Source organism: Erythrobacter sp. SN021, from assembly GCF_021864455.1.
The window spans coordinates 1-20,356 of sequence record NZ_JAKKUW010000007.1 but is presented as its reverse complement, the minus strand read 5'-3'; the positions used below and the strand labels follow the sequence as shown (position 1 = coordinate 20,356).

At 62.7% G+C, this 20,356-nt stretch carries 24 protein-coding genes; 5 read left to right on the top strand and 19 right to left on the bottom strand.

The window, feature by feature from the left end; translation table 11 throughout:
- Positions 1-6: 6 nt before the first annotated feature.
- From L5849_RS14090 to L5849_RS14080, 3 genes are all read left to right on the top strand, one after another.
- Entirely contained in the window at positions 7-2,040 is a 2,034-nt protein-coding gene (locus L5849_RS14090; protein WP_234041623.1) for a flagellar biosynthesis protein FlhA, read from the top strand.
- Entirely contained in the window at positions 2,037-2,762 is a 726-nt protein-coding gene (locus L5849_RS14085) for a sigma-70 family RNA polymerase sigma factor (RefSeq protein ID WP_236926092.1), read from the top strand. The genes L5849_RS14090 and L5849_RS14085 overlap by 4 nt, the downstream gene beginning before the upstream one ends.
- Positions 2,763-2,901: 139 nt before the next feature.
- On the top strand, positions 2,902-3,306 hold the full coding sequence (locus L5849_RS14080; RefSeq protein ID WP_236926091.1) for a hypothetical protein: 405 nt from the start codon (positions 2,902-2,904) through the stop codon (positions 3,304-3,306).
- Here the strand turns inward: L5849_RS14080 and L5849_RS14075 are convergent.
- From L5849_RS14075 to L5849_RS13985, 19 genes are read right to left on the bottom strand one after another with little or no spacing between them, the layout of a single operon-like run.
- The gene (locus L5849_RS14075) at positions 3,301-3,447 is read right to left on the bottom strand and encodes a LuxR C-terminal-related transcriptional regulator (protein ID WP_236926090.1); all 147 of its coding nucleotides are present in this window, start codon (positions 3,445-3,447) and stop codon (positions 3,301-3,303) included. The genes L5849_RS14080 and L5849_RS14075 overlap by 6 nt on opposite strands.
- Positions 3,444-3,824, bottom strand: coding sequence for a flagellar export chaperone FliS (gene fliS, locus L5849_RS14070; protein WP_236926089.1), 381 nt, complete (start codon positions 3,822-3,824; stop codon positions 3,444-3,446). Before fliS ends, L5849_RS14075 begins: the two co-directional genes overlap by 4 nt.
- Before the next feature lies 1 nt (position 3,825).
- The gene (gene fliD / locus L5849_RS14065; protein ID WP_236926088.1) at positions 3,826-5,244 is read right to left on the bottom strand and encodes a flagellar filament capping protein FliD; all 1,419 of its coding nucleotides are present in this window, start codon (positions 5,242-5,244) and stop codon (positions 3,826-3,828) included.
- Positions 5,245-5,246: 2 nt separating this feature from the next.
- Positions 5,247-6,404: a flagellar biosynthesis protein FlhB gene (locus tag L5849_RS14060; RefSeq protein WP_236926087.1), complete on the bottom strand. Its 1,158-nt coding sequence runs from the start codon at positions 6,402-6,404 to the stop codon at positions 5,247-5,249.
- Positions 6,401-7,186: a flagellar biosynthetic protein FliR gene (gene fliR / locus L5849_RS14055; protein ID WP_115417508.1), complete on the bottom strand. Its 786-nt coding sequence runs from the start codon at positions 7,184-7,186 to the stop codon at positions 6,401-6,403. The genes L5849_RS14060 and fliR overlap by 4 nt, the downstream gene beginning before the upstream one ends.
- Positions 7,187-7,196: 10 nt before the next feature.
- Positions 7,197-7,469 (bottom strand): flagellar biosynthetic protein FliQ, encoded by a 273-nt coding sequence (locus L5849_RS14050; RefSeq protein ID WP_115417510.1) that lies wholly within the window; start codon positions 7,467-7,469, stop codon positions 7,197-7,199.
- 5 nt (positions 7,470-7,474) lie between these two features.
- Positions 7,475-8,242 carry a flagellar type III secretion system pore protein FliP gene (gene fliP / locus L5849_RS14045; RefSeq protein WP_236926086.1) on the bottom strand — a complete coding sequence of 256 codons (768 nt, stop codon included), beginning with the start codon at positions 8,240-8,242 and terminating at the stop codon, positions 7,475-7,477.
- Positions 8,239-8,520 (bottom strand): flagellar biosynthetic protein FliO, encoded by a 282-nt coding sequence (locus L5849_RS14040; protein ID WP_115417513.1) that lies wholly within the window; start codon positions 8,518-8,520, stop codon positions 8,239-8,241. Before L5849_RS14040 ends, fliP begins: the two co-directional genes overlap by 4 nt.
- Positions 8,520-8,810 carry a flagellar motor switch protein FliN gene (fliN, locus tag L5849_RS14035; protein ID WP_115417514.1) on the bottom strand — a complete coding sequence of 97 codons (291 nt, stop codon included), beginning with the start codon at positions 8,808-8,810 and terminating at the stop codon, positions 8,520-8,522. The genes L5849_RS14040 and fliN overlap by 1 nt, the downstream gene beginning before the upstream one ends.
- Before the next feature lie 5 nt (positions 8,811-8,815).
- The gene (locus L5849_RS14030) at positions 8,816-9,712 is read right to left on the bottom strand and encodes a FliM/FliN family flagellar motor C-terminal domain-containing protein (RefSeq protein ID WP_236926085.1); all 897 of its coding nucleotides are present in this window, start codon (positions 9,710-9,712) and stop codon (positions 8,816-8,818) included.
- Positions 9,709-10,296: a flagellar basal body-associated protein FliL gene (gene fliL, locus L5849_RS14025; RefSeq protein ID WP_115417518.1), complete on the bottom strand. Its 588-nt coding sequence runs from the start codon at positions 10,294-10,296 to the stop codon at positions 9,709-9,711. Before fliL ends, L5849_RS14030 begins: the two co-directional genes overlap by 4 nt.
- Before the next feature lie 32 nt (positions 10,297-10,328).
- Positions 10,329-11,879 carry a hypothetical protein gene (locus L5849_RS14020; RefSeq protein ID WP_236926084.1) on the bottom strand — a complete coding sequence of 517 codons (1,551 nt, stop codon included), beginning with the start codon at positions 11,877-11,879 and terminating at the stop codon, positions 10,329-10,331.
- Between the two features lie 60 nt (positions 11,880-11,939).
- Positions 11,940-12,326 (bottom strand): hypothetical protein, encoded by a 387-nt coding sequence (locus tag L5849_RS14015; protein ID WP_115417522.1) that lies wholly within the window; start codon positions 12,324-12,326, stop codon positions 11,940-11,942.
- Complete coding sequence (locus tag L5849_RS14010; RefSeq protein WP_236926083.1) at positions 12,316-13,647, bottom strand: FliI/YscN family ATPase; 1,332 nt, start codon at positions 13,645-13,647, stop codon at positions 12,316-12,318. The genes L5849_RS14015 and L5849_RS14010 overlap by 11 nt, the downstream gene beginning before the upstream one ends.
- Positions 13,635-14,216 carry a FliH/SctL family protein gene (locus tag L5849_RS14005; RefSeq protein ID WP_236926082.1) on the bottom strand — a complete coding sequence of 194 codons (582 nt, stop codon included), beginning with the start codon at positions 14,214-14,216 and terminating at the stop codon, positions 13,635-13,637. The genes L5849_RS14010 and L5849_RS14005 overlap by 13 nt, the downstream gene beginning before the upstream one ends.
- Positions 14,209-15,228: a flagellar motor switch protein FliG gene (gene fliG, locus L5849_RS14000; RefSeq protein ID WP_115417527.1), complete on the bottom strand. Its 1,020-nt coding sequence runs from the start codon at positions 15,226-15,228 to the stop codon at positions 14,209-14,211. The genes L5849_RS14005 and fliG overlap by 8 nt, the downstream gene beginning before the upstream one ends.
- Positions 15,225-16,832 carry a flagellar basal-body MS-ring/collar protein FliF gene (gene fliF / locus L5849_RS13995; RefSeq protein WP_236926081.1) on the bottom strand — a complete coding sequence of 536 codons (1,608 nt, stop codon included), beginning with the start codon at positions 16,830-16,832 and terminating at the stop codon, positions 15,225-15,227. Before fliF ends, fliG begins: the two co-directional genes overlap by 4 nt.
- Before the next feature lie 3 nt (positions 16,833-16,835).
- Positions 16,836-17,198 (bottom strand): flagellar hook-basal body complex protein FliE, encoded by a 363-nt coding sequence (gene fliE / locus L5849_RS13990; protein WP_236926080.1) that lies wholly within the window; start codon positions 17,196-17,198, stop codon positions 16,836-16,838.
- Positions 17,195-18,451, bottom strand: a complete 1,257-nt coding sequence (locus L5849_RS13985) for a sigma-54-dependent Fis family transcriptional regulator (RefSeq protein ID WP_236926079.1) — start codon at positions 18,449-18,451, stop codon at positions 17,195-17,197. Before L5849_RS13985 ends, fliE begins: the two co-directional genes overlap by 4 nt.
- A 221-nt stretch (positions 18,452-18,672) precedes the next feature.
- Here L5849_RS13985 and L5849_RS13980 point away from each other — a divergent pair, with 221 nt between their 5' ends.
- Positions 18,673-19,497: a flagellin gene (locus tag L5849_RS13980; RefSeq protein WP_115417532.1), complete on the top strand. Its 825-nt coding sequence runs from the start codon at positions 18,673-18,675 to the stop codon at positions 19,495-19,497.
- Positions 19,498-19,680: 183 nt separating this feature from the next.
- Complete coding sequence (locus tag L5849_RS13975) at positions 19,681-20,244, top strand: PilZ domain-containing protein (protein ID WP_236926078.1); 564 nt, start codon at positions 19,681-19,683, stop codon at positions 20,242-20,244.
- Positions 20,245-20,356 lie beyond the last annotated feature (112 nt).

Here is a 20,356-nt window from a genome sequence, read left to right as displayed (position 1 = left end):
CTGCTGATGGTCATGCCAATCCCGGCAATGCTGCTCGATGTGTTCTTCGTCATGAACATCGCGCTGTCGGTGTCGATCCTGATGGCGGCCATGAATGCACAGAAGCCGCTGGACTTTTCATCCTTCCCCTCGGTGCTGCTGTTCGCCACGCTTTTGCGGCTTGCCCTAAACGTGGCCTCGACGCGCATAGTCTTGCTCAATGGGCATGAGGGCGGAGCGGCCGCCGGCAAGGTGATCGAAGCCTTCGGCGCCTTCCTTATCGGCGGCAATTTCGCGGTCGGTATTTTCGTCTTCCTGATCCTGATGATCATCAATCTGATGGTCGTGACGAAGGGCGCCGGGCGCGTATCCGAAGTTTCTGCCCGCTTCACGCTCGACGCCCTGCCCGGCAAGCAGATGGCGATCGATGCCGATCTCGCCGCTGGGCTGTTAACGGCCGACGAGGCCAAGGCGCGGCGCCGCGAGATTGCCACGGAAGCCGATTTCTACGGGTCGATGGACGGTGCCAGCAAATTCGTGAAAGGCGATGCCGTCGCTGCCCTGCTGATCCTGCTGATCAATGTGATCGCGGGTCTGGTACTCGGCGTCTCGACCCACGACCTTTCCGCGGGTGAAGCGGCCGAATTCTACGTTACGCTCGCAGTCGGCGATGCGCTTGTCGCCTCGGTGCCTGCGCTGCTGTTGTCGATAGCGGCCGCCGTCATCGTCACCCGCGTATCCGATGCGCGCGACCTGACCGGCCAGATCGGGGGGCAGCTCGCCGATCCCAAGATCTGGTTGCCGGTCGCCTGCATCCTGTTCGTGATCGGCTGTATTCCGGCGATGCCACAATCGATCATCCTGCCGCTGTCCGCTGGCGCGTTCTGGCTGTGGTTCAATCTGCGCAAGCGCCAGGAAGCGGCCGCCAATATTCCCGAACCCGTCGTCACGCCCGATCCGGCGCATATCGCGATCGACGAGGTTTCCGACCAGACGCTGGTGACGATCCAGCTCGGCTACGGCCTGATCCATCTGACCGACGAGAAACGCGGCGCGACGCTGGTTGCCCGGCTCACCGGTCTGCGCAAGCAGATGTGCCAGACCTTCGGCTTCATCGTTCCCCAGTTCCGCATCGAGGACAGCTTCGAGGTGGAACCCGACGCCTATCGCATCACGCTGGGCGGTGCGACGATCGGGGGCGGCAAGATCAAGCCGGATCACCTGCTGGCGATCGACACCGGCGAAGTCATGCACTCGCAGGCCGTCCCCGGCGAAGCGACGGTCGATCCGAGCTTCGGCTGCCCGGCGCTGTGGATCGATCCGGGCACCCGGGACCTGGCAGTGGCCGAGGGTTACCTCGCGGTCGATCCGGAAAGCGTCATTGCCACGCAGATCCACCAATTGCTGGCAGCGCGGGCTCAGGACCTGCTCGGCCCCGACCAGGTCCGCGACCTGCTCGACCATCTGCGTGCGCGCCACGGCCAGCTGATCGAATCCTTCACCCCGCAGCCGCTGACGCTTGCCGCCGTGACCCGCCTGCTCAAGGCGCTGCTCGCCGACGGCATCTCGCTGCGCCATTCGCTGCGTGTCTTTTCGAGCATCTCGCTCGCCGCGCAGCAAACCGCCGAGCATGATCGCCTGATCGACATCGTCCGCGCCGACCTTGGCGCGATGATCGTGGGCGAAGCCTGCCCGCCCGACGCAAAACTGCCGGTAATCACCTTGGCGGCAGGGCTCGAGGACATGGTTGTCGGCGGTCTGCAAGACCCTGCATCGGGCGAGATCGTGATCGAACCCGATCTGGCGCGATCCATTGGAGAGCGTATCGCGGCCATCGTCGCGCAGCGCGATCCGGCAGCGACACGCCCCGCCCTCATCGTCCAGCCGCGCGCACGGCGTGCGCTGACAGCTCTGCTGCGGCTGCGCGCGCCGCAATGCCTCGTGCTGTCGATCAACGAACTACCCGCCGCCCAACCGATCGAGGTCATCGCGGTGGTGGGCGACGAATCTTCCGAACAATCTGCACAACTCGGCCATGAAACGGAGGCCCTTGCGGCATGAGATACGATCACTCCCATTTCAATGCGCAGCGCGCCTATACGAGCGAAATCAACCAGCGCATCGGCAATTTCCTTCCCATGGTGCGCAAGCTGGCATGGTATTACGAAACCAGTTGCGGGGCCTCGGTCGATGTCGACGATCTGCTTCAAGCCGGGATGATCGCGCTGACGGAATGCGCGCAGCGGCACGACCGGCCGGGGGAAGACGGCTTTGCCGCATATGCGAAGATGCGCGTGCGTGGGGCCATGATCGACCTGTTGCGGTCGCAATCGCCACATGCCCGTGGAGCCGCGGCCCAGCGCCGCCGCATGGATAACACGATGGACCGGCTGCGCGGCGAACTGGGGCGCGATCCCTCCGCGCAGGACATGGCCCGGGCCATGCAAATGTCCCTCGAGGAATACCACGAAATGCGTGCACAACTGGCCACACGGGTCGTCGACCTGGAAGACTGCTACTCGGATTCCAATCCCGCGTTCGGAACCGAAGAACCCGATGCCGAAACGAGATTGCTCGAACAAGGCGATCGCGCCATGCTGGCCGAGGCCATTGCCAGCCTTCCCGAACGGTTGCAGCTGATCACCAAGCTGCATTTCATCGAGGAACTCAATCTCACCGAGATTGCCGCAGTTCTCGATGTCAGCGTTCCACGGGTCCACCAGCTCAAATCGGCGGCCCTTGCGAAACTGCGTATTGCCATAGTCGAAAGCGAGGGCGATTAGGCCCCGAGCGCCCAGGCGAGGGGTTTCACGCGGAAAACCTCGCAGTGTACGCGTCGATACGGATGACATTCATCGTGTATACTGTGTAATCGCACCATAACGTGTGCCACGGCTCGCGTGCTTCGTGAGGACCGACCAGATGTCCCTTTGGGAAACCAAAATACTGACTTTCGTCGATTCTTGCTCTGCAGGAAGTTTCGAGACTTCCGATGATGCAATCTGGGCACTGGCCGCCATTCTCGACGAGGCTCCGCCGGAAGTCGCGCCTATCGTTTCGCAAAGGGCCGACAACGACCGCCTGACCGAGTTGCTGGATGTCGATGCCCAGATCAACGCGGCCATCGAGCTGGTCGGGCCGACATGCGGTATTCTGCTTACCTCGTCGCCGATCGGTTCTTCGTCGGGACTGGTCAAGATTATCGACGAGGTCGAAGAGGGAAATTTCTTCGCTTCGGACCCCGCAATAGCTCTGTTGGGCGCTTATGGCCGGGCACTGGTCGCCATTCTCGCCACGGTCAGGATCACAGGGGGGACGACCCTATAGCGCCGCTTCCACGGCGACACGCACGGCCCCGATGCGGCTTTCCACCTCGAGTTTGGCGATCACGTTGCGTAGATGGATCTCGATGGCGCGTGGGCTGATCGACAATTGCCCCAGGGTCGAGCGCGCACTTCCAATAATCACGCGATCCGCGCTGCCCGGAACGCATTGGCTATTTCCCGCATGTCGGCCCGCAATTGCGCGATTTTTTCCAGATCGACATTGCGAACGGAATCGAGCAGCAGGCCCTTGGCCGCGCCATAAAACTGCATCAGGCTGGACGCCATTTCCGCCTCGCGGTCGATGCCGATCTCAAGGGCGGTCAAGGCGGTCACGCATCGCGTCAGCGATCGGCTGCGCGCAGCACGGTCGCCGCGCGCTTCGGCGATTTCCAAGACACCGAGGTTTTCGACCAGATCGTCCAAACAGAACAGCACGAGGTCGTCGCGTTCGCTCACCATCAAGCGCGCGTCGAAATTGCTTTGCCGATAGGCTTCGCCGGGTTGCGCACGCGCCAGCATATCAGTCTCCCTGCGAATTCCAGATGTCGATCTGGGACTGGAGGAAGGACAGAGTCGATTTGGAAGCGGCAACCTGGCTATCGGCCTTGGCGAAGCGGGCAACCATGCTCGCCCGCAGATCTTCCTGCTGGTCGGCGAGCTTCTCTAGGTCGCGCGTGATCTGGAGCGATTGCTTCTTGTAGCGGGCTATCGACCCCGCGAGCGAGCCCGGATCGCTCGATATACTGTTCGAGCGAGCCATGCGATCGATCGTCGAGTAAATCCCGTTGAGCCCCGTCGTAAACATGGCCGCGACAGCCGACGGATCGCGGTTCATGACCTCCGTCAGCTTCTTATTGTCGAGGCGGAAGCTGCCATCGGGTTCGATTGCGAGCCCGAGTTCGGCCAGCGTTCGCGGCGCCCCTTCGGGTGCATCCGGCATGATGACCACGGAACCCAGGCCCGAAAGCGTACGGCTGAGAGCCCGCGCCCCGCTATCTCGCGCAAGATCCCCGGTTTTCGGATCGGTCGCTGTGCGCAGTTCGTTTACGATCTCGTTCAGCGCCCCGGTGATGTCCTGCATGACACTCGAAATCGCACTGGACGGATTGGCGAAGGTGATAGTCGCAGGCGATCCCGCATTGGTGGCCGTGAGCGTCAGCGAAAGGCCTGGCGCGAGATTGTCTATCTTGTTCGTCTCGCTGGTACGGGCAAGACCATCGAGCGTGAATGCCGCATCGGCCGAGGTTTTGATAAGGCGTGACGGATCGCCACCGGGTTGCCACGCGAGCGCGGCGAGACCCGGATCACCGGCATCTTCGGTTGCTTCGATCGTAAAACCGTTCTGCAGGCCCTCGCTCCCCTTGATGACGAGCTGAGCCCCGGTGCCGGTCTGCGCGACATAGGCATTGAACCCCGCATTCTTCCCGTTGATCGCGGCAGCGACATCGTTGAGCGTCGCCCCGGCAGCGACATCGATCGTCAACGGGGTCTTGCCGGTATCCTCGGTGAAACTCGCATTGGAGGTTTCGCCGAAGCGGATCGTCAGGGTTCCCGTACCGACCGTATCTTCGGCACTGGCAAAAGTCGGCCCGGCCAGTGTCTGGTAGCTGGCCAACTGAGTAACTTCGAGCGAGTAACTTCCCTTGCCGATCGAACCGAGAGGGCTGGAGACGGCAGCCACTGCCGCATTGCTGATCGAAGGCAATGGCGCAAGATCGCCGCTGCGCAGGCGATCGCCCAATGCACTGGCGAATGTCGAAAAGCTGCTACGGATCGACCCCGCCAGCGAAATCCGACGCTCGAGCGTTTCCGACTGGTTGGTCAGGCGCTGATTGCGCCCCTCGAACTGGGCTTCGGCGAGCTGTGTGGCCAGCCCCGCCATATCGATGCCGCTGCCGATCCCGAGGGTGGTGGCGATGGAGGTGGTCGAAATACTCATCGCTATGATAACGACTGAAGAGGGCCGGAATTAACAGCCAGTCGGCCTTCGGCGTCGAAACGCAGAGCTGCGGGGACTTCGATATCGGGCAGCAGCGGGGTCTCGCCGCGCTTGAGCGAAAATACGTAAGCGAGCACGGAAGCCACTGCGCCATAGAGGTCCTCGCAGATTATCTGCCGCTCGCGCGTGGTGTAATAGACCGAACGGGCAAGCTGCGGAATTTCAAGCGTCGGCAGGTCGAGCTCGCGGGCCAGATCCTTCATTGCCAGAGCCTTGTCGCCGCGGCCCTTGGCCAGCACGATCGGTGCGGAAGCCTTGGCCGGATCGTAGGTCATCGCCACCGCGAAATGAGTCGGGTTGGTGATGACGAACTGGGCTTCGCGCATGGCGCCCGCAACCGAACCCGTGGCAATATCGCGCTGGCGCTGACGGCGGGCGGCACGCATTTCGGGCGAGCCCTCGGTTTCCTTGTTTTCGTCGCGCATTTCCTGATGGCTCATCTTCAGGCGCTTTTGCTGGCGCAGCCACTGGATCGGGAGATCGACGAAAGCGATCACTACCAGTCCCGCGCTCAGGGCGAAGATCAGCGAAACGATGGCATGCCAGGCCGCCGTGAGCTGAGCGGACAGGTTGCCGCGGCCCAGACCGATGACCGTTTCCATGCTGGTCCACCACCAGGCAGCCGCAATACCGCCGAGCAAAATGATCTTTAGGATGCCCTTGCCCATTTCGATCAGCCCCTGCGGACCGAACATGCGTTTGAAACCCTGAAGCGGATTGATCCGCTGGCCCTTGGCCTTGAGGTTGTCGGCGACCCATCTGCCACGACCGAAACCGAGCTGGGTTATCAACGTGACGATGATAACCGGCACTGCAAGAGTGAGGATCGCCGGGACGCCGAGCAACAGCCCTTGCATGAACAGGTCTTCGACCCCGAAATCGCGAATGTCGCGCGCATCGAACAGGAACGCCTCGCGCGTTAGCCGTGCCAGGCCATCGAGCAGCCATGGTCCGCCAAGCGCCAGCCAGGCGCCCCCAAACAGCATGACCGCTGCCGTCCCGGCATCTTTCGAGCGGAGGACATCGCCCTTCTTCGCGGCATCGGCGAGCCGCTTCTCTGTCGGGGCAAAGGTTTTTTCGCCGGCGGTCTCTTCGCTCATCGGACCAACACGCTTTCGGTCTGGTCAAGCGCCTCGCTGACGAGGCCCGTGAACTGGTCGAAGATCAGCGGCGCTGAAATGATCAGCGCGGCCATGCCCGCCAGCACGCCGGCCGGAAGGCCCAGCGCGAAAAGATTGAGCGACGGGGCCGAGCGACTCAAAATACCGGTCAACACCTGCACCAGCAGCAGAATCAAAGTGACCGGAAGGGCAATCCGCAAGGCAGTTTCGAACATGAAGCTGGCAAACCCGGCGATAGCCGCGAAACGCTCCGCGCCGAGCCAGGTCTGCCCCGGCGGAAAGGCGTTGTAGCTTTCTATCACCAGCGCGATCCAGTGCAGGTGCGCGCCGGTCGCCAGGAAAATAAGCGTCAGTACGATCACGAAATATTGGCCGAAGGATGTGGTTGTGCCGCCGCCCATCGCATCCTGGGAAACCGCCATGCTCATTCCCATTCCGCCCCCGATCAGTTCGGCGGCGACGGTCGGGGCGGCAAAGGCGAGCTGCAGGACGAAGCCCAGCGCAAGCCCGACGATCACTTCGCCCGCGATGGCGAGCATCCCCTCCAACGACAGCAAGGCCGGGGGCGTGGCGATGGCGGGCATCCAGATCGAGACGAAGATCGCAAGTGCGCCGGTAATCGACACACGCACCGATGCCGGAACCGAACTCGCCCCGAAGAAGGGCGCGGCAAGCAGCGCGGCGCCAAGACGGGTCATCAGGAAAACGACCCGCCACATATCCTGCTCAAGCGCACCAAGTCCGAGATCGAGCCCATTCACCGTGCAGGTCTCAGTCGCCGATCCGCGCGATTTCGGCAAAGATATCGTGCGTGAAATCGCCCACCAGCGCCATCATCGATGCGCCGAGGATGACCAGCACGAGAGCCACTGCGCCCAGTTTCGGGACGAAGGTGAGTGTCTGCTCGTTGACCGAGGTGGCGGCCTGCACGAGACCAATGACCAGACCGATGGCAAGGCTTGCCAGGAGGATCGGCGCGGCGACAAGGGCGGCGATCCACAACATGCGATCGGCCATGGAAAGGAGGATGGCGCTTTCGTCCATGATATCTATCCGAAGCTGGAGGCGAGCGAGCCCATCAGCAGCGCCCAGCCGTCGACGAGGACGAAGAGCAGCAGCTTGAAAGGCAGCGAGACTATCATCGGGCTCATCATCATCATGCCCAGGCTCATCAGAACGCTGGAGACGACGAGGTCGATGACCAGGAAGGGCAGGAACAGCATGAAGCCGATCTGGAAGGCGGTTTTCAGTTCGCTGGTAACGAAAGCGGGCAACAGGATCGAGAACGGCACGTCCTGCGGGCTGGCGAATTGGCCTGCCCCCGCAATATCGGAAAACATTTCGAGATCGTATTCGCGGGTCTGGCGGATCATGAAGGTGTGAAACTGATCTCCGGCGCGTTCGATCGCGACTTCGGCGCCGATCTCGCCCGACGAATAAGGGGCAATGGCCGCTTCGTTCACGCGTTCCAGCGTGGGTGCCATGATGAACAGCGAAAGGAACAGGCTGATTCCGATCAGCACCTGGTTGGGCGGCGATTGCTGCAGGCCAAGCGCCTGGCGCAGGATGGCCAGAACCACGATAATGCGCGTAAAACTGGTCATCATAAGCAGGAGCGCTGGCAGGATCGTCAGAAGACCCATCACCAGCAGCAACTGAAGCGACAGGCTCAGCGGTTCGCCTCCGGCCCCGGCCATCTGGCCGAAGGCACGGTCGAGCGCGCCCGAAACCGCCGCTTCGCCGGTCTGTGCGCGCGCCAGCGCGGGATAGGCAAGTGCCGCGATCCCGGCGGCGAATTTGGCAAAGCGAGCGATCACTGGACGATGTCCTGCGCTTGCGGCCGCGCCGGAGCCTCCGCCAGCCGCGTGAGGCCGTTGCGCGAGGTCGACACGAGGATTTCGCGTCCGTGGAATTCGATCACGGCGAGCCGCAGTGTCGGCGATAGCATGGTGGTTTCGACAACGCGCACAGCCTTGCTGCCATTCTCCGGGCCGCCAAACTGACCTTGCATCTTCTTGGCCAGCTTGAGGCTGCCCCAGATCATCGCGCCGATAAGCGGGAGCAGAATCAACAGCTTGAGAATGTACCAGAACATTACTGGGCCACCTCGATACGCGGCATTTCGGATGCGGTGCCGCTGGCGCCGACGATTTCCAAGACGCGAATGGCAAAGCGGTTACCCTGTGCAATCACTTCGCCGCGCGCGATCAGTTTGCCATTGACGAACATGTCGAGCGGTTCGTCGGTCAGGCGGTCGAGTTCGATGACGCTCGATTCGCCCAGCGCCAGCACGTCGCGCAGGCGCATCGATTTGCGTCCAAGCTCCACCGTCAGGCGGACATCGATATCCTGGATGAGGCCGAAGCCATCTGCATGCGAGGCCATGTGTTCTACTCCGAGAGAAAGGATTGGGTAAGTTCGAGGGCGACACGGTCGTCGAGTTCACCGACGCATCCCTGTGCGATTGTAAGGTTTCCGGTCAGCAGCGGGACGTTGCGATTGACGGCAACCGGGATAACGGCGCCGGGTTCGAGACTGGCCAGCCGGGCAACCGACATCGGGACATCGACCAGCACCGCGCGCAGCGGAAGATCGACATCGGCGATGGCCGAACCGTCGATCCCGCGCGCGCCGATCGTGCGCCCGGTGGCGGGAGAAACGGCGCGAGTACCGACAATTTCGGCGATCATCGATTGGCAGGCCGCGAGACGAACCTTCCATACCTGCGCGCTTTTCGCGGAGGAGATGGCCAGCGTCGCGGTCCAGATCCGTTCGTCGGCGGCGAAAGGTGCAACCTGCTCCACTTCGTCGCCATTCGTCGTTGCCGCGATGGCACGGCGATCGGTGGCGCGGCGCAGGACTTCCGTCATGCGATCTTCGAACTGCTGCGCAAACCGTTTCGACGAAGCTGGGAGCGCGGTACAGGTTTCGTCGATTTCGCCCGTACCGCCCAGAATGCGTTCGAACTGCGCGATAAGCTCGCCGATGCGGACCGAAACCAGCAGCCCACGGTGTTCCTTGCCCAGAGCGAAGAAACTGTGGCGGTGCGCGGTACCGATCTTTGCGTACCACTCGCCCACGGGGAGCAATTCCGTTTCGACCAGCTCCGCCGAAAGCCCCCTGTCGTCGCATAGCACTGCGAGCTCGGTGCTGGCCTGTTCGGTAAAGCTACGGGCAAAGCGCGCGAATTCCAGGTCGAGATCGGGCGGTGTCGCGGCCTTGCTCAGAAGCTCTTCGCAGTGGCACGCGGCCCGCGCCGCCGCTTCGGGGATGGGGCCGGTGATCATTGGACGATGAACGACCGGAAATAGACGCTGTCGACGCCGCCGAAACCTTCGCGCTCCTCCAGCACCTCGTTCAGCGCCTTGGTCAGGCGTTGCTGCAGTTCCTCCTTGCCCTTGATGCTGGCAAGGTCCTCTTCGCTGGTCGCCGCGAGTTCGGCCAGAATACGCGAGCGCAGCGCCGTCTCGTGCTCGGCGAGCCACATCAGCACGCGGCCGTCATAGTGAGTCGATGCGGCGATGCTTACCTGAACCAGGGCATTTCCGTTGGCGAGGTTCGAGGTGAACTCCTCGGTGAAATTGTAATAGGCGGTCCGATATTCACCGCCGCCCGCGCCGTGAACGACTGGTGCCTTGTCCTTCGCCTCTCCGCCGCCGGCAAAGGGATAGGGGTCTTCATCGCCCTTTCGCACCAGCTTGGGATTATTGTCCTCTTCCTGCGCCCCGTGCGCGCCCAACATTCCACTGGCGAAGGCGGCATAGGTACCCCCGCCACCTGCCGCGAGGAGCAGGACCGAGAAAAGCACCGGCTTGAGCTTGCCCCCCTTCTTCTTTGGCGGGGTTTCCGGCGGAACGTTTTCAGTCGACATGGTGGTTTCCTGGTTGAATTGGAACTGGATGTTCAGACGTACAGCGCGTCGTCGGAAGGTGTCTGCGAGGAGGGCTGATGGGGGCTCGGGCCACGTTCGCCATGGCGACCGCGCTGGTCCGAATGTGCCGATCGCTGGTCGTCGGCATTGCTCTGGCCCGGCCCCGAACCGGTGTGGCCTGTCGAGCCGCCCCGATCCGATCCGGTCGCCGACTGGTTCTGAATTGTATTTGCCTGTGTGGCCGGGTCCTGCTGACGGTGTGTCGTGCGATCGTTTGCAATCGCGGCGGCCAGGGCACGCTGCGCCTCGCTGCTCTCTGCCGCGATTTCAACATTCATACCGTTTGCCGAATGATCGAAGGTCACCGTCAGCGCGCCGAACTCACGATGCGCCACGGCGATGGCGGCAGGTTTCGCGAGATCCACCTGGCGGGCAGCCATAATGTGTTCGACCACGCGTTCGACATCGGCGAACGGGTCGCTGACGACCGGGCGCGGGGCGACGGTTATCGGACGCAGCGCGGCTGAAGTATCCTCGACCGGCGAAAGGAGTGTCTGCGGCATGGCTTTCGCCGTATCGACGGTCAGGCTTGCCCGCGATGCGAGGACAGGCTTGTCGGCTGACGTCTTGTCGTCCTGTGCGTTGCGCGCGATATCCATGCTGCCCGTCTCAACCTCTTTGGTACGCGCGGGCTGATCCATTGGCGCTGCGGGACGCATGACGGGGGTGCTGGGCTGCGCCTGGATGGTTTGCGGATCGCGCAGCTTCGAAGCGAGGTCAGGGCCGCCCGGCAGGACAGGCTTGGCAGCCGGTTTTGCTGCGCTTGGCGGCAAAGCACCAACTGCTGCACCGTCACGCACGCTCGCCAGCGGGTTTGCCGAGGTTTTCGAGCGCGTGCCTCCGTCCGCTGACGGAGCTGTAGCGGCGCCAGCAGTCGGAAGATCGATACGGGCGATTCCGCTTTGCAGCGAAGGGCTCATGGCCGCGCCACCCACCTCGCGCGGAGTTGTGGCTGCCGCGATGCTGACGGTAAGCCCCTTGGTCCGAGCTTCGCCTGTCGGCACCGCTTCGGTAGCAGCATCGCCCGGCCCGCGCGCGGTCGGTCCCGTCTGTTCCTGCTCAGCGCGCCCCATGCCAGCAGAAGTGAAGAGCCTCGAAACAGTAGGTTCGGCGGTATGGGCAATCGCCGATTTCACCGTACCGGTGACGGCGGCTTCGGCGAGCGGCACCGGTCCGGTGGCAAGCATGGGAGGGGCCAAGGGAAGCATGGACACCGGAGCGCCTTGAGGCGCATCAACGCCCTCGTCTTCCGGGTCTCCCGGCGTGGTCTGCGGCAAGTCCTGCAACCCGACCGGCAAACTCTTGCCGGTCGGCAAATTGCCGGTTTGCCGCACCCCCAGATCAACTTCCGCCTTACGCCCGACGATTTTGCCCAGGGGGACCATCATTTCGAGATCGTTCACCAAATCGGCAAAGCCGTCACCCCCTGCGGAACCTACGTTTTTCCGCCCTCTACCGCCTTCCAGTCCGGCGGTCGGCGTTTGAGCGTCGGAAGCATTCGGCAGGGCAAAGGAGAGGGTCATTGAGTGTCCGCTTTTGATTTACGGACTCTCTATCAAGAAGCGTGCCAAACTTTGCGTGGATCAGCCTTTCTCAAGGCCGGCAATGATCGTGCGCACCAGATCCCTGGTGCTTTCCTTGGCCTTGCGCAGGCGCATGTCGGACTGAGCCAGCACTTCGCGCCTGGCCTGCGATTGCGCTTCCGCTTCTTCGGCCTGCTTCGCGCTCAATTCGGTGAGCTTTTGCAACTGGTCGCGCATCGCCTTCCCGCTGCGCAAGTCGGCGCCAACCAGATCGCCTTCCCGATGGGCGTAATGCGCTGCCAGGCTGCGGGTGCGTTCGGCCACACCGAGCAATCGGGCCCGGGTGGCTTCGGCTTCACTCGCGGCGACCGCGGATTGCATGCGCTCGACGGTACGGATCCGCTGGATCAGGTGCGCACGTTTGAGTTTGCGACGTTCAGGCGTCACTGCCGACAAGCTCGGTCATCTGCGCGAACGCTGTGGCCAGATCGACGCTCTCGCTGAATCCTTGCGAGAGAAACTGGCACATTCGCGGGTGCAGGGCGATCGCCTCATCAAGCAGCGGATCGGCACCCTGCCGGTATGCCCCCATCATGACGAGGTCGCGATTGGCCTCATAGGTCGAACTCAATGCCCGAAACCGGCGCGCGGCGACCGCGTGTTCGGCAGAAACGATATCGTTCATCACGCGGCTGAGGGACGCGCCCACATCGACCGCCGGATATTGACCTCGTTGCGCAATCTCGCGCGAGAGCACGATGTGGCCGTCGAGAATGGCGCGGGCAGTATCCACCACGGGGTCGTTCTGGTCGTCGCCATCGGCCAGCACGGTATAGACCCCCGTGATCGCGCCGCCGGATTCCTCGGAATTGCCTGCCCGTTCGATCAGTTTGGTGATCGTCGCGAGGGCGGAGGGTGGATAGCCCCGTGCTGCGCCCGGTTCCCCCAGAAGAATGCCGATCTCGCGCGCGGCATGGGCCACGCGGGTGAGGCTGTCGAGGATCAGCAGCACGCGCTTGCCTTGCGACCGCAGATGCTCGGCAATCGAAGTTGCCAGCATCGCGCCGCGCAAGCGCAGATTGGCCGCGTGGTCGGCAGGCACGGCAACGATCGCGGTGCTTGCCGCACGTTCTCCCGCCATATGGCGCGTCACGAAATCGGAGACTTCTCGGGCGCGTTCGCCGATCAGACCGACGACAATCGCATCCGCCTGCGCGCCGTCCACAATCATGTCCATCAGTACCGATTTACCGACGCCCGATCCCGCCATGATTCCGATGCGCTGGCCAATGCCGAACGTCGTCAGGGCATTGAGCGAGCGAATGCCGCTGTCGAACACTTGTGTCACGCGCGAGCGGTCGAGCGCCCCCACACGATAGCCGCCGGCAGGCCAGTTGGTGGTTGCCATGATCGGGCCGCCACCATCGATCGGTTCGCCCGATCCATCGAGCGCACGCCCGAGATATTCCGTCCCGACGCTGAGCATCCCGGGTCGCCCCTCGGGGCGGACGACGGCGCCCGGTCGCAGCAGCACCGTATCGCCCAGCATCATCATCATCGTATGGCCGTTACGAAAGCCGATGGTCTCTGCACGGTGTTCGGTCGAGGCGCCCTGGGCGATGGTGCAAATCGATCCGATCGGCACGCCGAGCCCGGATACTTCGATCAAGCCACCATCGCACGCCACCACCCGGCCGAACCGGCGCGGAGCCAGATCGAGCGATGCCGTTTCAACGGCAGCGAACGTGGTATCGATCAGGGCTTGCATGTATCGAAGATTTCCGCGAGCGCGCGCCGCCATTGTTGCGGACCATCCTCCACCCCGCCATCGTCTGTCTCGACACGCAGACCGCCGCGTTCGACGCTACCGTCGGGCACGAGTTCGAGATCCTGCGACAGATTATCGCGGACAAGCTCCAGATCGTCGGGATGAATATGGATGATGCGCTGGTCCTGCTTGCGTTGGAGCATGGCGGCAGCCGCTTCCACACGCCGGGCAAGCCCTTCCGCGTCGAGCGCGAGCGGCAGGACGGCTTCTTCGCATAGCGCCTGGACAGTGGCGAGCATCCGGTCTCGCAACGCGCGGGCACTGTCGGCATCGAAACGGGCAAAGGCGAGTTCGATGGCCGATCTCTCCGCCCGTTCCGCCTTCAACTGGGCCTCGAAATCGGCGCGTGCGGACACCTGCCCGTCCTCATAGCCGGCGCGATAAGCCTTTTCAGCCGCATCCTCGGCCTCGACCGGCGCCGACAGATCTTCGACCATCGGCGTCGTATAGCGACCATTGCGCGCGAAGCTCCCGCGCTTGCCGAGCGCGGCATAGGCAATTCTAGACATAGTCTTCGTCACCCTCGCCCATCACCAACTCTCCTTCGGCAATCAGGCGTTTCGCAATGGCCACGATTTCCTTCTGCGCCGTCTCGACATCGGCCTTCTTGACGCGACCGCCCATTTCGATTTCGTCGCGAAGACCATCGGCTGCGCGCGATGACATCGCACCATAGAACTGATCGCGTTGCTCTTCTTCCAGGCCTTTCAGCGCCAGAATCAGCGTGTCGCTTTCGACCTCGCGAAGAAGCACACCGGTCATCTTCGTATCGAGCGCGAACAGATGCTCGAACTTGAACATCTCGTTTTCGAGTTCCTTGGCGAGTTTCTTGTCGATCTTGCCGATCTTCGGCAGGACCCGCTTTTCGAGGCTGCGGTGGGACCGGTTGATGATTTCCGCCGCATGTCGAATGCCGCCCATGGTGAGCGGGATCGTTCCGTGGAGCTTCTCGATCTTGGAATTCAGCGTTTGCTCGAGAATCTCGATTGCCTGACGCGATACCGGCCCCAGGCGAGCCACCCGATGCAGCACGGACGTATGCATATCCTCGGGCAGCGCGGCCAAGGCGGCTGCAGCGACATCGGTATCGAGTTGCAGCAACAGCACCGCGATCGCCTGCGGATGTTCGTCGGCGAGGATTTCCCCTATGATCTTGGGGTCCAGCCACCGCAGAAGCCCCAGTGCGGGCAGACTTTCTTCCTCCGCCTCTGGGGCGACCTGGCGCATGAGATTGTCGGTTTTCACCTCGCCCACGGCGTCGTTGAGCAGCCGGCGGACATTGTCGACTCGTCCATGGCCGGAAATGCCTCCGCTCTCGGTCGAGCGCGAAAAACCCGCAATGGCATCCGCGATCGCTTGAGGTTCCACCTCGCCTATAGCGCACATCGTACCGGCAAGCTGACGCAGTTCGTCGGGGGTGAGCTGGCCAAGGATTTTCGATGCGTCCTCTTCGGCGAGCAGCATGACCATAATGGCAGCCTTGTCGGTGCCGCCCAAGAGCTGGGGTGTCGGCGCGGTCATGCCGAAGCTCCCTGGCGCATATCTTCGGCCAGCAATCGGCGCAGCGCCAACACGGCATCATCCGGGTTTTCGCGGGCAATGCGCTGGGCAAGCTCGATCTGCCCATCGAGCGCTTGCCGATCGAAGGATGTATCCGTGCCCCTTGCCGCCGCGTCCGACACCGGGACGAGGTCCCGCCCTTGCGCGTCATCCTTCGCAGGGCGCCGCAAGGCGTTGATCGCGGGGCGTACGGCGAGCAGCAGCACGAGCAGGACCGCGAGAATGGCGACGCCGTTGCGGACGGCCATGCCGAACCAACTCGTCTCGTAGAACGGAATTTCCTCGGCTTCGGCTTTCTCGAATGCGCGCATGACGACGGTCACCCTGTCGCCGCGATCTTCGCGCGCGCCCACCGCCGCCGAAACCAGTTCCTTCACTTTGTTTATGTCGGCCGCGCTCGCCTTTTCGAGAGCTGCCTGGTCGATGGCCACCGCCACCGAAAGGTATTTGATCGAACCGGGCGACAGGTTGGAGACCGAGACTTCGCGGCCGAGTTCGTAAACCCTCGTCGCGCTGCTTTCGCCTACGCCGCCCGCAGCGGTCGCCTGCGTATCCTCTGGCGCTCCGTCTCGCGCTTCCCCATCGGCTGGCGGCGTATTGGCAAGCACGCCGGGAATACCGCCTGCCTGCGTTGCCCCACTCTGCGATTGCAGGGTCGTTTCGCGGCGGACCGTACCATCCTTGTCGTAACTCTCGCGCGCCGATGTGACCTCGTTCATATCGAGCTCGACCTGGACCTGCGAGGAAAAGGCATTGCTGCCGAACATCGGCGCAAGCAACCGATCGAGCTGCGCGTTGAGCTTGGCCTCCATCTGGGCCTGCAAATCGATCCGACCACTATTGGAATCGCGCGCCTGGCTGAGCAGTTTGCCATGTTGATCGACGACTTTCACGGCATCGATCGCAAGGCCGGGGACCGAACCCGCCACGAGGTTGGCGATCGCGGTGACCTGTCCATCGGAAAGCTGGCGACCACGGGCCATGCGGACCATTATCGATGCAGAGGGCGCGACGTCTTCACGCACGAAGACGGATCGTTCGGCCTTGGCGATATGGACCCGGACCGCTTCCACGCCGTCGATCTCCATGATCGTCAGTGTGAGTTCGCGTTCCTGCGCGGCGCGCAGCCGGTCCCCTTCGAGCGTGCGGCTGGCACCCATCGGCAGGTTTTCGATCAGTTCCGTACCGCTTTCCGGTGCGGCGAGCGAACCATCCGACGCGACGAGCATCCGCGCACGATAGACATCGTCCTCTCCGACGGTCAGCGCTCCGGTATTGTTGTCGATCGTATAGTCGATGCCCGCTTGATCCAGTGTCGCCACCACGCTCGCGCGTTCGGCATCGCCGAGCGAGGAGTAGAGCATACGCTGCGGTGCGGGGGACAATGTCGCCCAGGTCAGCGCCATCAGGCCGAGCCCGGCCGTTCCGGCAAACCAGGGCAGCACCTTCTTGGCCGCCGGCTGAGCGCTAAAAGCACGCAGACGTTCGCCAAACGAACCCGTCCCGTTTGTGAGTGGCGAGAGCATTCCGCCGCCGGAGTTATCGGCAGAAACCAGACCGTTCATGGATTAAATCCCCATCCGCATGGTTTCCTGATACGCAGCAAGCAGCTTGTTGCGCACCTGGAGGGTTGCTTCGAAGGCGACCCCGGCTTCCTGCCGGGCAAGCATTACCTTTGCGATATCGGTTTCCTCGCCGCGTTCGTATGCGGCGGTCATCCGGCCGGATTCGGCCTGGACGGCATTGACGTTATCCAGCGCGGTGCGCAGCGAATCGCCGAAACTGGGGGTCGGCGACGCTGCTTCGGTCGGAGCTTCGGTCTTGGGCTGGTGAACGTCCTGCAGGACTTTCGACCGCTCGATGATCTGCTGACGCAAGGCGATGATCTGTTCGATCGAACCGCCTCCGCCCACTGAGCCTACCGGGTTCATCGGCCTGCTCCCACTGCGATACCGGCTTCACGGAAGGAGGCCAGGCGGTAGCGCAGCGTGCGTTCGCTGATCCCCAGCGCCCGCGCCGCATTGGCGCGGTGTCCACCAACCTTGTCGAGCGCTTCCATAATCGCCCGGGCTTCGGATATCTGAACGATCTTCGAAAGCTTGGCCGGCTCCCCCCCGGTTTCGGCAACCGGTTCGGGCTGTACGGGCTTCTCGACAGCCTTGGCCGTCATATCAAAGACGATATGTTCGATTTCGATAACGTCCTTGCCCTGCGAAAGCAGCAAGGCGCGGCGCATGACGTTTTCCAGTTCGCGTACATTGCCGGGCCAGGCATAATGGGTCAGCGCGGCGATGGCGGCATCGCTGATCCACGGCATGCGTTCACCCTTGGCGACGTGACGCAGCATCATGGCGAAGGCGAGCGGCGCGATATCGGCGCGGCGCTCGCGCAGCGGCAGCATATCGATGGGAAAGACGTTCAGGCGATAATAAAGGTCGGCCCGGAACCGTCCCTCCTCGACTTCATGCGGAAGGTCGCGGTTGGCGCAGGCGATGATGCGCACGTCGACCTTGACCGGCCTTGTGGCGCCGATCGGAACCACCTCGCCCTCCTGCAGGGCGCGCAAGAGTTTCGCCTGGAGCGAAAGCGGCATTTCCGCGATCTCGTCGAGAAGCAGCGTACCGCCATCTGCGGCGCGGAAAAAACCCTCACCCGCTGCGTTGGCGCCGGTGAACGATCCCTTTTCATGGCCGAACAGCATGGCTTCGAGCATGGTTTCCGGGATCGCCGCGCAATTAACCGCGATGAACGGCTTGTCCGCACGCTGGCTACGGCGATGGATGAAGTTTGAGAGAACTTCCTTGCCCGTGCCGGTAGGGCCGTTGATCAGCACGGGAATTTCCGTGCGGGCGAGACGGTCGGCAAGGGCGATGACCGATAGCGAGGCGGGGTCCGCTGCCACGGGTCCCTGACCGGCATAGGTCATCGCCACCAGCGCCGCGATACTGCTTTCCGCTATCGGATCGGCATAGGTTAGCGTGCCCCCGGCACCTGCAAGCACGATGGAGGGCTTGTCGCCCCGCGCCAGCGTGATGCTGCGCGCATCGCGGCTGGAGGACAGGTCGCTCTCGTCTGCAAACGTCACTGGTCGTTCCATGAACAGCGACGACGCGATTCCCGCCATCCGGGCCTCGATCGTCCCGTGTGCCCGCGAAAAATTCGTTGTCTTCGTAATCCCGTCCATCAGTGCCCCCACATGGCAATCCTTATCGACGAACCGGGAAATGGCAGGCCCACGGCCAAAATTTGGATAATTTTAGGGCTGGTAGATTTACGAGTATGGTTAATGGATTCCTGCCGCTTCGTTGATCTCCCACTTAATCTCGGAAGAATTATGCCGGTCTGGTTTCGACTGCCGCATCCTGACCGGGGGGGCAGTGACCGTAGACCAAAGGGAACAATGCCATGAACGTCATCAACACCAATATCGGCGCGCTGAAGGCGTCGAACGCTTCGAACGCCGCCGGCAAGGCGCTCGGCACTGCCATGGAACGCCTGTCGACCGGCAAGCGGATCAACTCGGCCAAGGACGACGCAGCCGGCCTCGCCATCGCCACCTCGATGACCTCGCAGGTGCGCGGTATGAATCAGGGTATCCGCAATGCCAATGACGGTATTGCCATGGCGCAGACCGCCGAAGGCGCCCTGGGCGAAGTCACCAACATGATGCAGCGCGTCCGCGAACTGGCCGTCCAGTCGACCAGCGGGACTTATTCCGCGACAGACAAATCGAACCTGCAGGCAGAAGTCACGCAGCTTTCGGCTCAGATCACCTCGACGCTGTCCAACACGACCTTCAATGGCGTTAACCTGTTCGATGGTACCGCGGGCACCGCTGGCGCCGTCAGCATCCAGGCCGGCGCGAATGCATCCGACGCCATCACGCTCACCTTCGGCAACGTTGCCGGCGATGCAAACGTGACCGCCGTCACCGGGGTCGACTTGACCACCGCCGACAACACCGTCCTCGCGACGATCGACACCGGCATTCAGACGATCTCGACCGCCCGCGCCAACCTGGGTGCCGGCCAGAGCCGCCTGGAATCGGCAGTCAACAACCTCGCCAGCAAGGCGACCAACCTGTCCGACGCACGCTCGCGGATCGAAGATACCGATTACTCGGCGGAAACGACTGCGCTCGCCAAATCGCAGATCCTCAGCCAGGCCTCGAGCGCCATGCTTGCTCAGGCCAATCAGAGCCAGCAGAACGTCCTCTCGTTGCTCCGCTAAACCTCCTAAAACCCCAGCAACGGGAAGATGGCCCGCCGCTCGAAAGAGGGGCGGGCCTTTACGTTTGAGCAGGATACGCCGGGTCCTTTTCACGCCCCACCCCGCCCCGACCGTAATTCTACCTAGCAGGAAAGACAGTCAATCTTGCCGATCGCAGGCGCAAGACAGTTGCAGGAACCCGATATGTTGACAGCCGCATACGACACTCCGGAAGCTCATCCCAGTTGCGCCCGCGCGGAACCGCGAACGAATATGTTCGTCATGGCCGCGCTCGTTACCGCCACCTCGCGTGAATCGGTTAAGGTTCGCAATATGTCGGCAGGCGGCGCGCTGGTGGAAGGAGCCGGGCTGCCCTCCGCGGGAACACCCTGCCTCCTCCATCGGGGCGACATTTCGCTCGAGGCGAGCGTTGTATGGGCACGTCCTGGCCGCGCCGGGTTGCGGTTTTTGCACGGCGCTGATGTCGGGCAATGGCTGCCTTCCGGCCGCCGCACGCAATCCGAAGTCGACATCGCGGTAAAGATGACCAAGGCGGAGCTCGTCTCGGCGCCGGAAGCGAAGATCCCGGCGCCGCTCTTTTCCAGCGAGCTGCGCCGCGAGGACGTTCTCCACACGGCGGGAGCGATGGAGGCATTGTCCGATGCGCTGGCAGAGGATCCGGCTGTGGTCGCACGCTTTCTGACGAAGCTTCAAACGCTGGACATCGCGGTCCAGACCTTACGCAAGCTCGCCGATCAGCTTCGTTAGGTTTTCGGTTTTGCGGTTTGTTGTTGTGTGTTGATTTGTGTTTGGTTGCGGGGGTTGGATTTGAACCAACGACCTTCAGGTTATGAGCCTGACGAGCTACCGGACTGCTCCA

What these genes read in the sequence shown, in the direction of transcription:
- fliL (WP_115417518.1), bottom strand. Translation starts at nt 10,296, where the DNA reads ATGTCGACTGAAAACGTTCCGCCGGAAACCCCGCCAAAGAAGAAGGGG.
- L5849_RS14085 (WP_236926092.1), top strand. Translation starts at nt 2,037, where the DNA reads ATGAGATACGATCACTCCCATTTCAATGCGCAGCGCGCCTATACGAGC.
- L5849_RS14020 (WP_236926084.1), bottom strand. Translation starts at nt 11,879, where the DNA reads ATGACCCTCTCCTTTGCCCTGCCGAATGCTTCCGACGCTCAAACGCCG.
- L5849_RS14040 (WP_115417513.1), bottom strand. Translation starts at nt 8,520, where the DNA reads ATGTTCTGGTACATTCTCAAGCTGTTGATTCTGCTCCCGCTTATCGGC.
- fliE (WP_236926080.1), bottom strand. Translation starts at nt 17,198, where the DNA reads ATGAACCCGGTAGGCTCAGTGGGCGGAGGCGGTTCGATCGAACAGATC.
- fliN (WP_115417514.1), bottom strand. Translation starts at nt 8,810, where the DNA reads ATGGCCTCGCATGCAGATGGCTTCGGCCTCATCCAGGATATCGATGTC.
- fliS (WP_236926089.1), bottom strand. Translation starts at nt 3,824, where the DNA reads ATGCTGGCGCGTGCGCAACCCGGCGAAGCCTATCGGCAAAGCAATTTC.
- L5849_RS14090 (WP_234041623.1), top strand. Translation starts at nt 7, where the DNA reads ATGGTCATGCCAATCCCGGCAATGCTGCTCGATGTGTTCTTCGTCATG.
- L5849_RS14010 (WP_236926083.1), bottom strand. Translation starts at nt 13,647, where the DNA reads ATGCAAGCCCTGATCGATACCACGTTCGCTGCCGTTGAAACGGCATCG.
- L5849_RS14080 (WP_236926091.1), top strand. Translation starts at nt 2,902, where the DNA reads ATGTCCCTTTGGGAAACCAAAATACTGACTTTCGTCGATTCTTGCTCT.
- L5849_RS13980 (WP_115417532.1), top strand. Translation starts at nt 18,673, where the DNA reads ATGAACGTCATCAACACCAATATCGGCGCGCTGAAGGCGTCGAACGCT.
- L5849_RS14060 (WP_236926087.1), bottom strand. Translation starts at nt 6,404, where the DNA reads ATGAGCGAAGAGACCGCCGGCGAAAAAACCTTTGCCCCGACAGAGAAG.
- L5849_RS14030 (WP_236926085.1), bottom strand. Translation starts at nt 9,712, where the DNA reads ATGATCACCGGCCCCATCCCCGAAGCGGCGGCGCGGGCCGCGTGCCAC.
- fliG (WP_115417527.1), bottom strand. Translation starts at nt 15,228, where the DNA reads ATGACCGCGCCGACACCCCAGCTCTTGGGCGGCACCGACAAGGCTGCC.
- L5849_RS13985 (WP_236926079.1), bottom strand. Translation starts at nt 18,451, where the DNA reads ATGGACGGGATTACGAAGACAACGAATTTTTCGCGGGCACACGGGACG.
- fliD (WP_236926088.1), bottom strand. Translation starts at nt 5,244, where the DNA reads ATGAGTATTTCGACCACCTCCATCGCCACCACCCTCGGGATCGGCAGC.
- L5849_RS14005 (WP_236926082.1), bottom strand. Translation starts at nt 14,216, where the DNA reads ATGTCTAGAATTGCCTATGCCGCGCTCGGCAAGCGCGGGAGCTTCGCG.
- L5849_RS14050 (WP_115417510.1), bottom strand. Translation starts at nt 7,469, where the DNA reads ATGGACGAAAGCGCCATCCTCCTTTCCATGGCCGATCGCATGTTGTGG.
- L5849_RS13975 (WP_236926078.1), top strand. Translation starts at nt 19,681, where the DNA reads ATGTTGACAGCCGCATACGACACTCCGGAAGCTCATCCCAGTTGCGCC.
- fliF (WP_236926081.1), bottom strand. Translation starts at nt 16,832, where the DNA reads ATGAACGGTCTGGTTTCTGCCGATAACTCCGGCGGCGGAATGCTCTCG.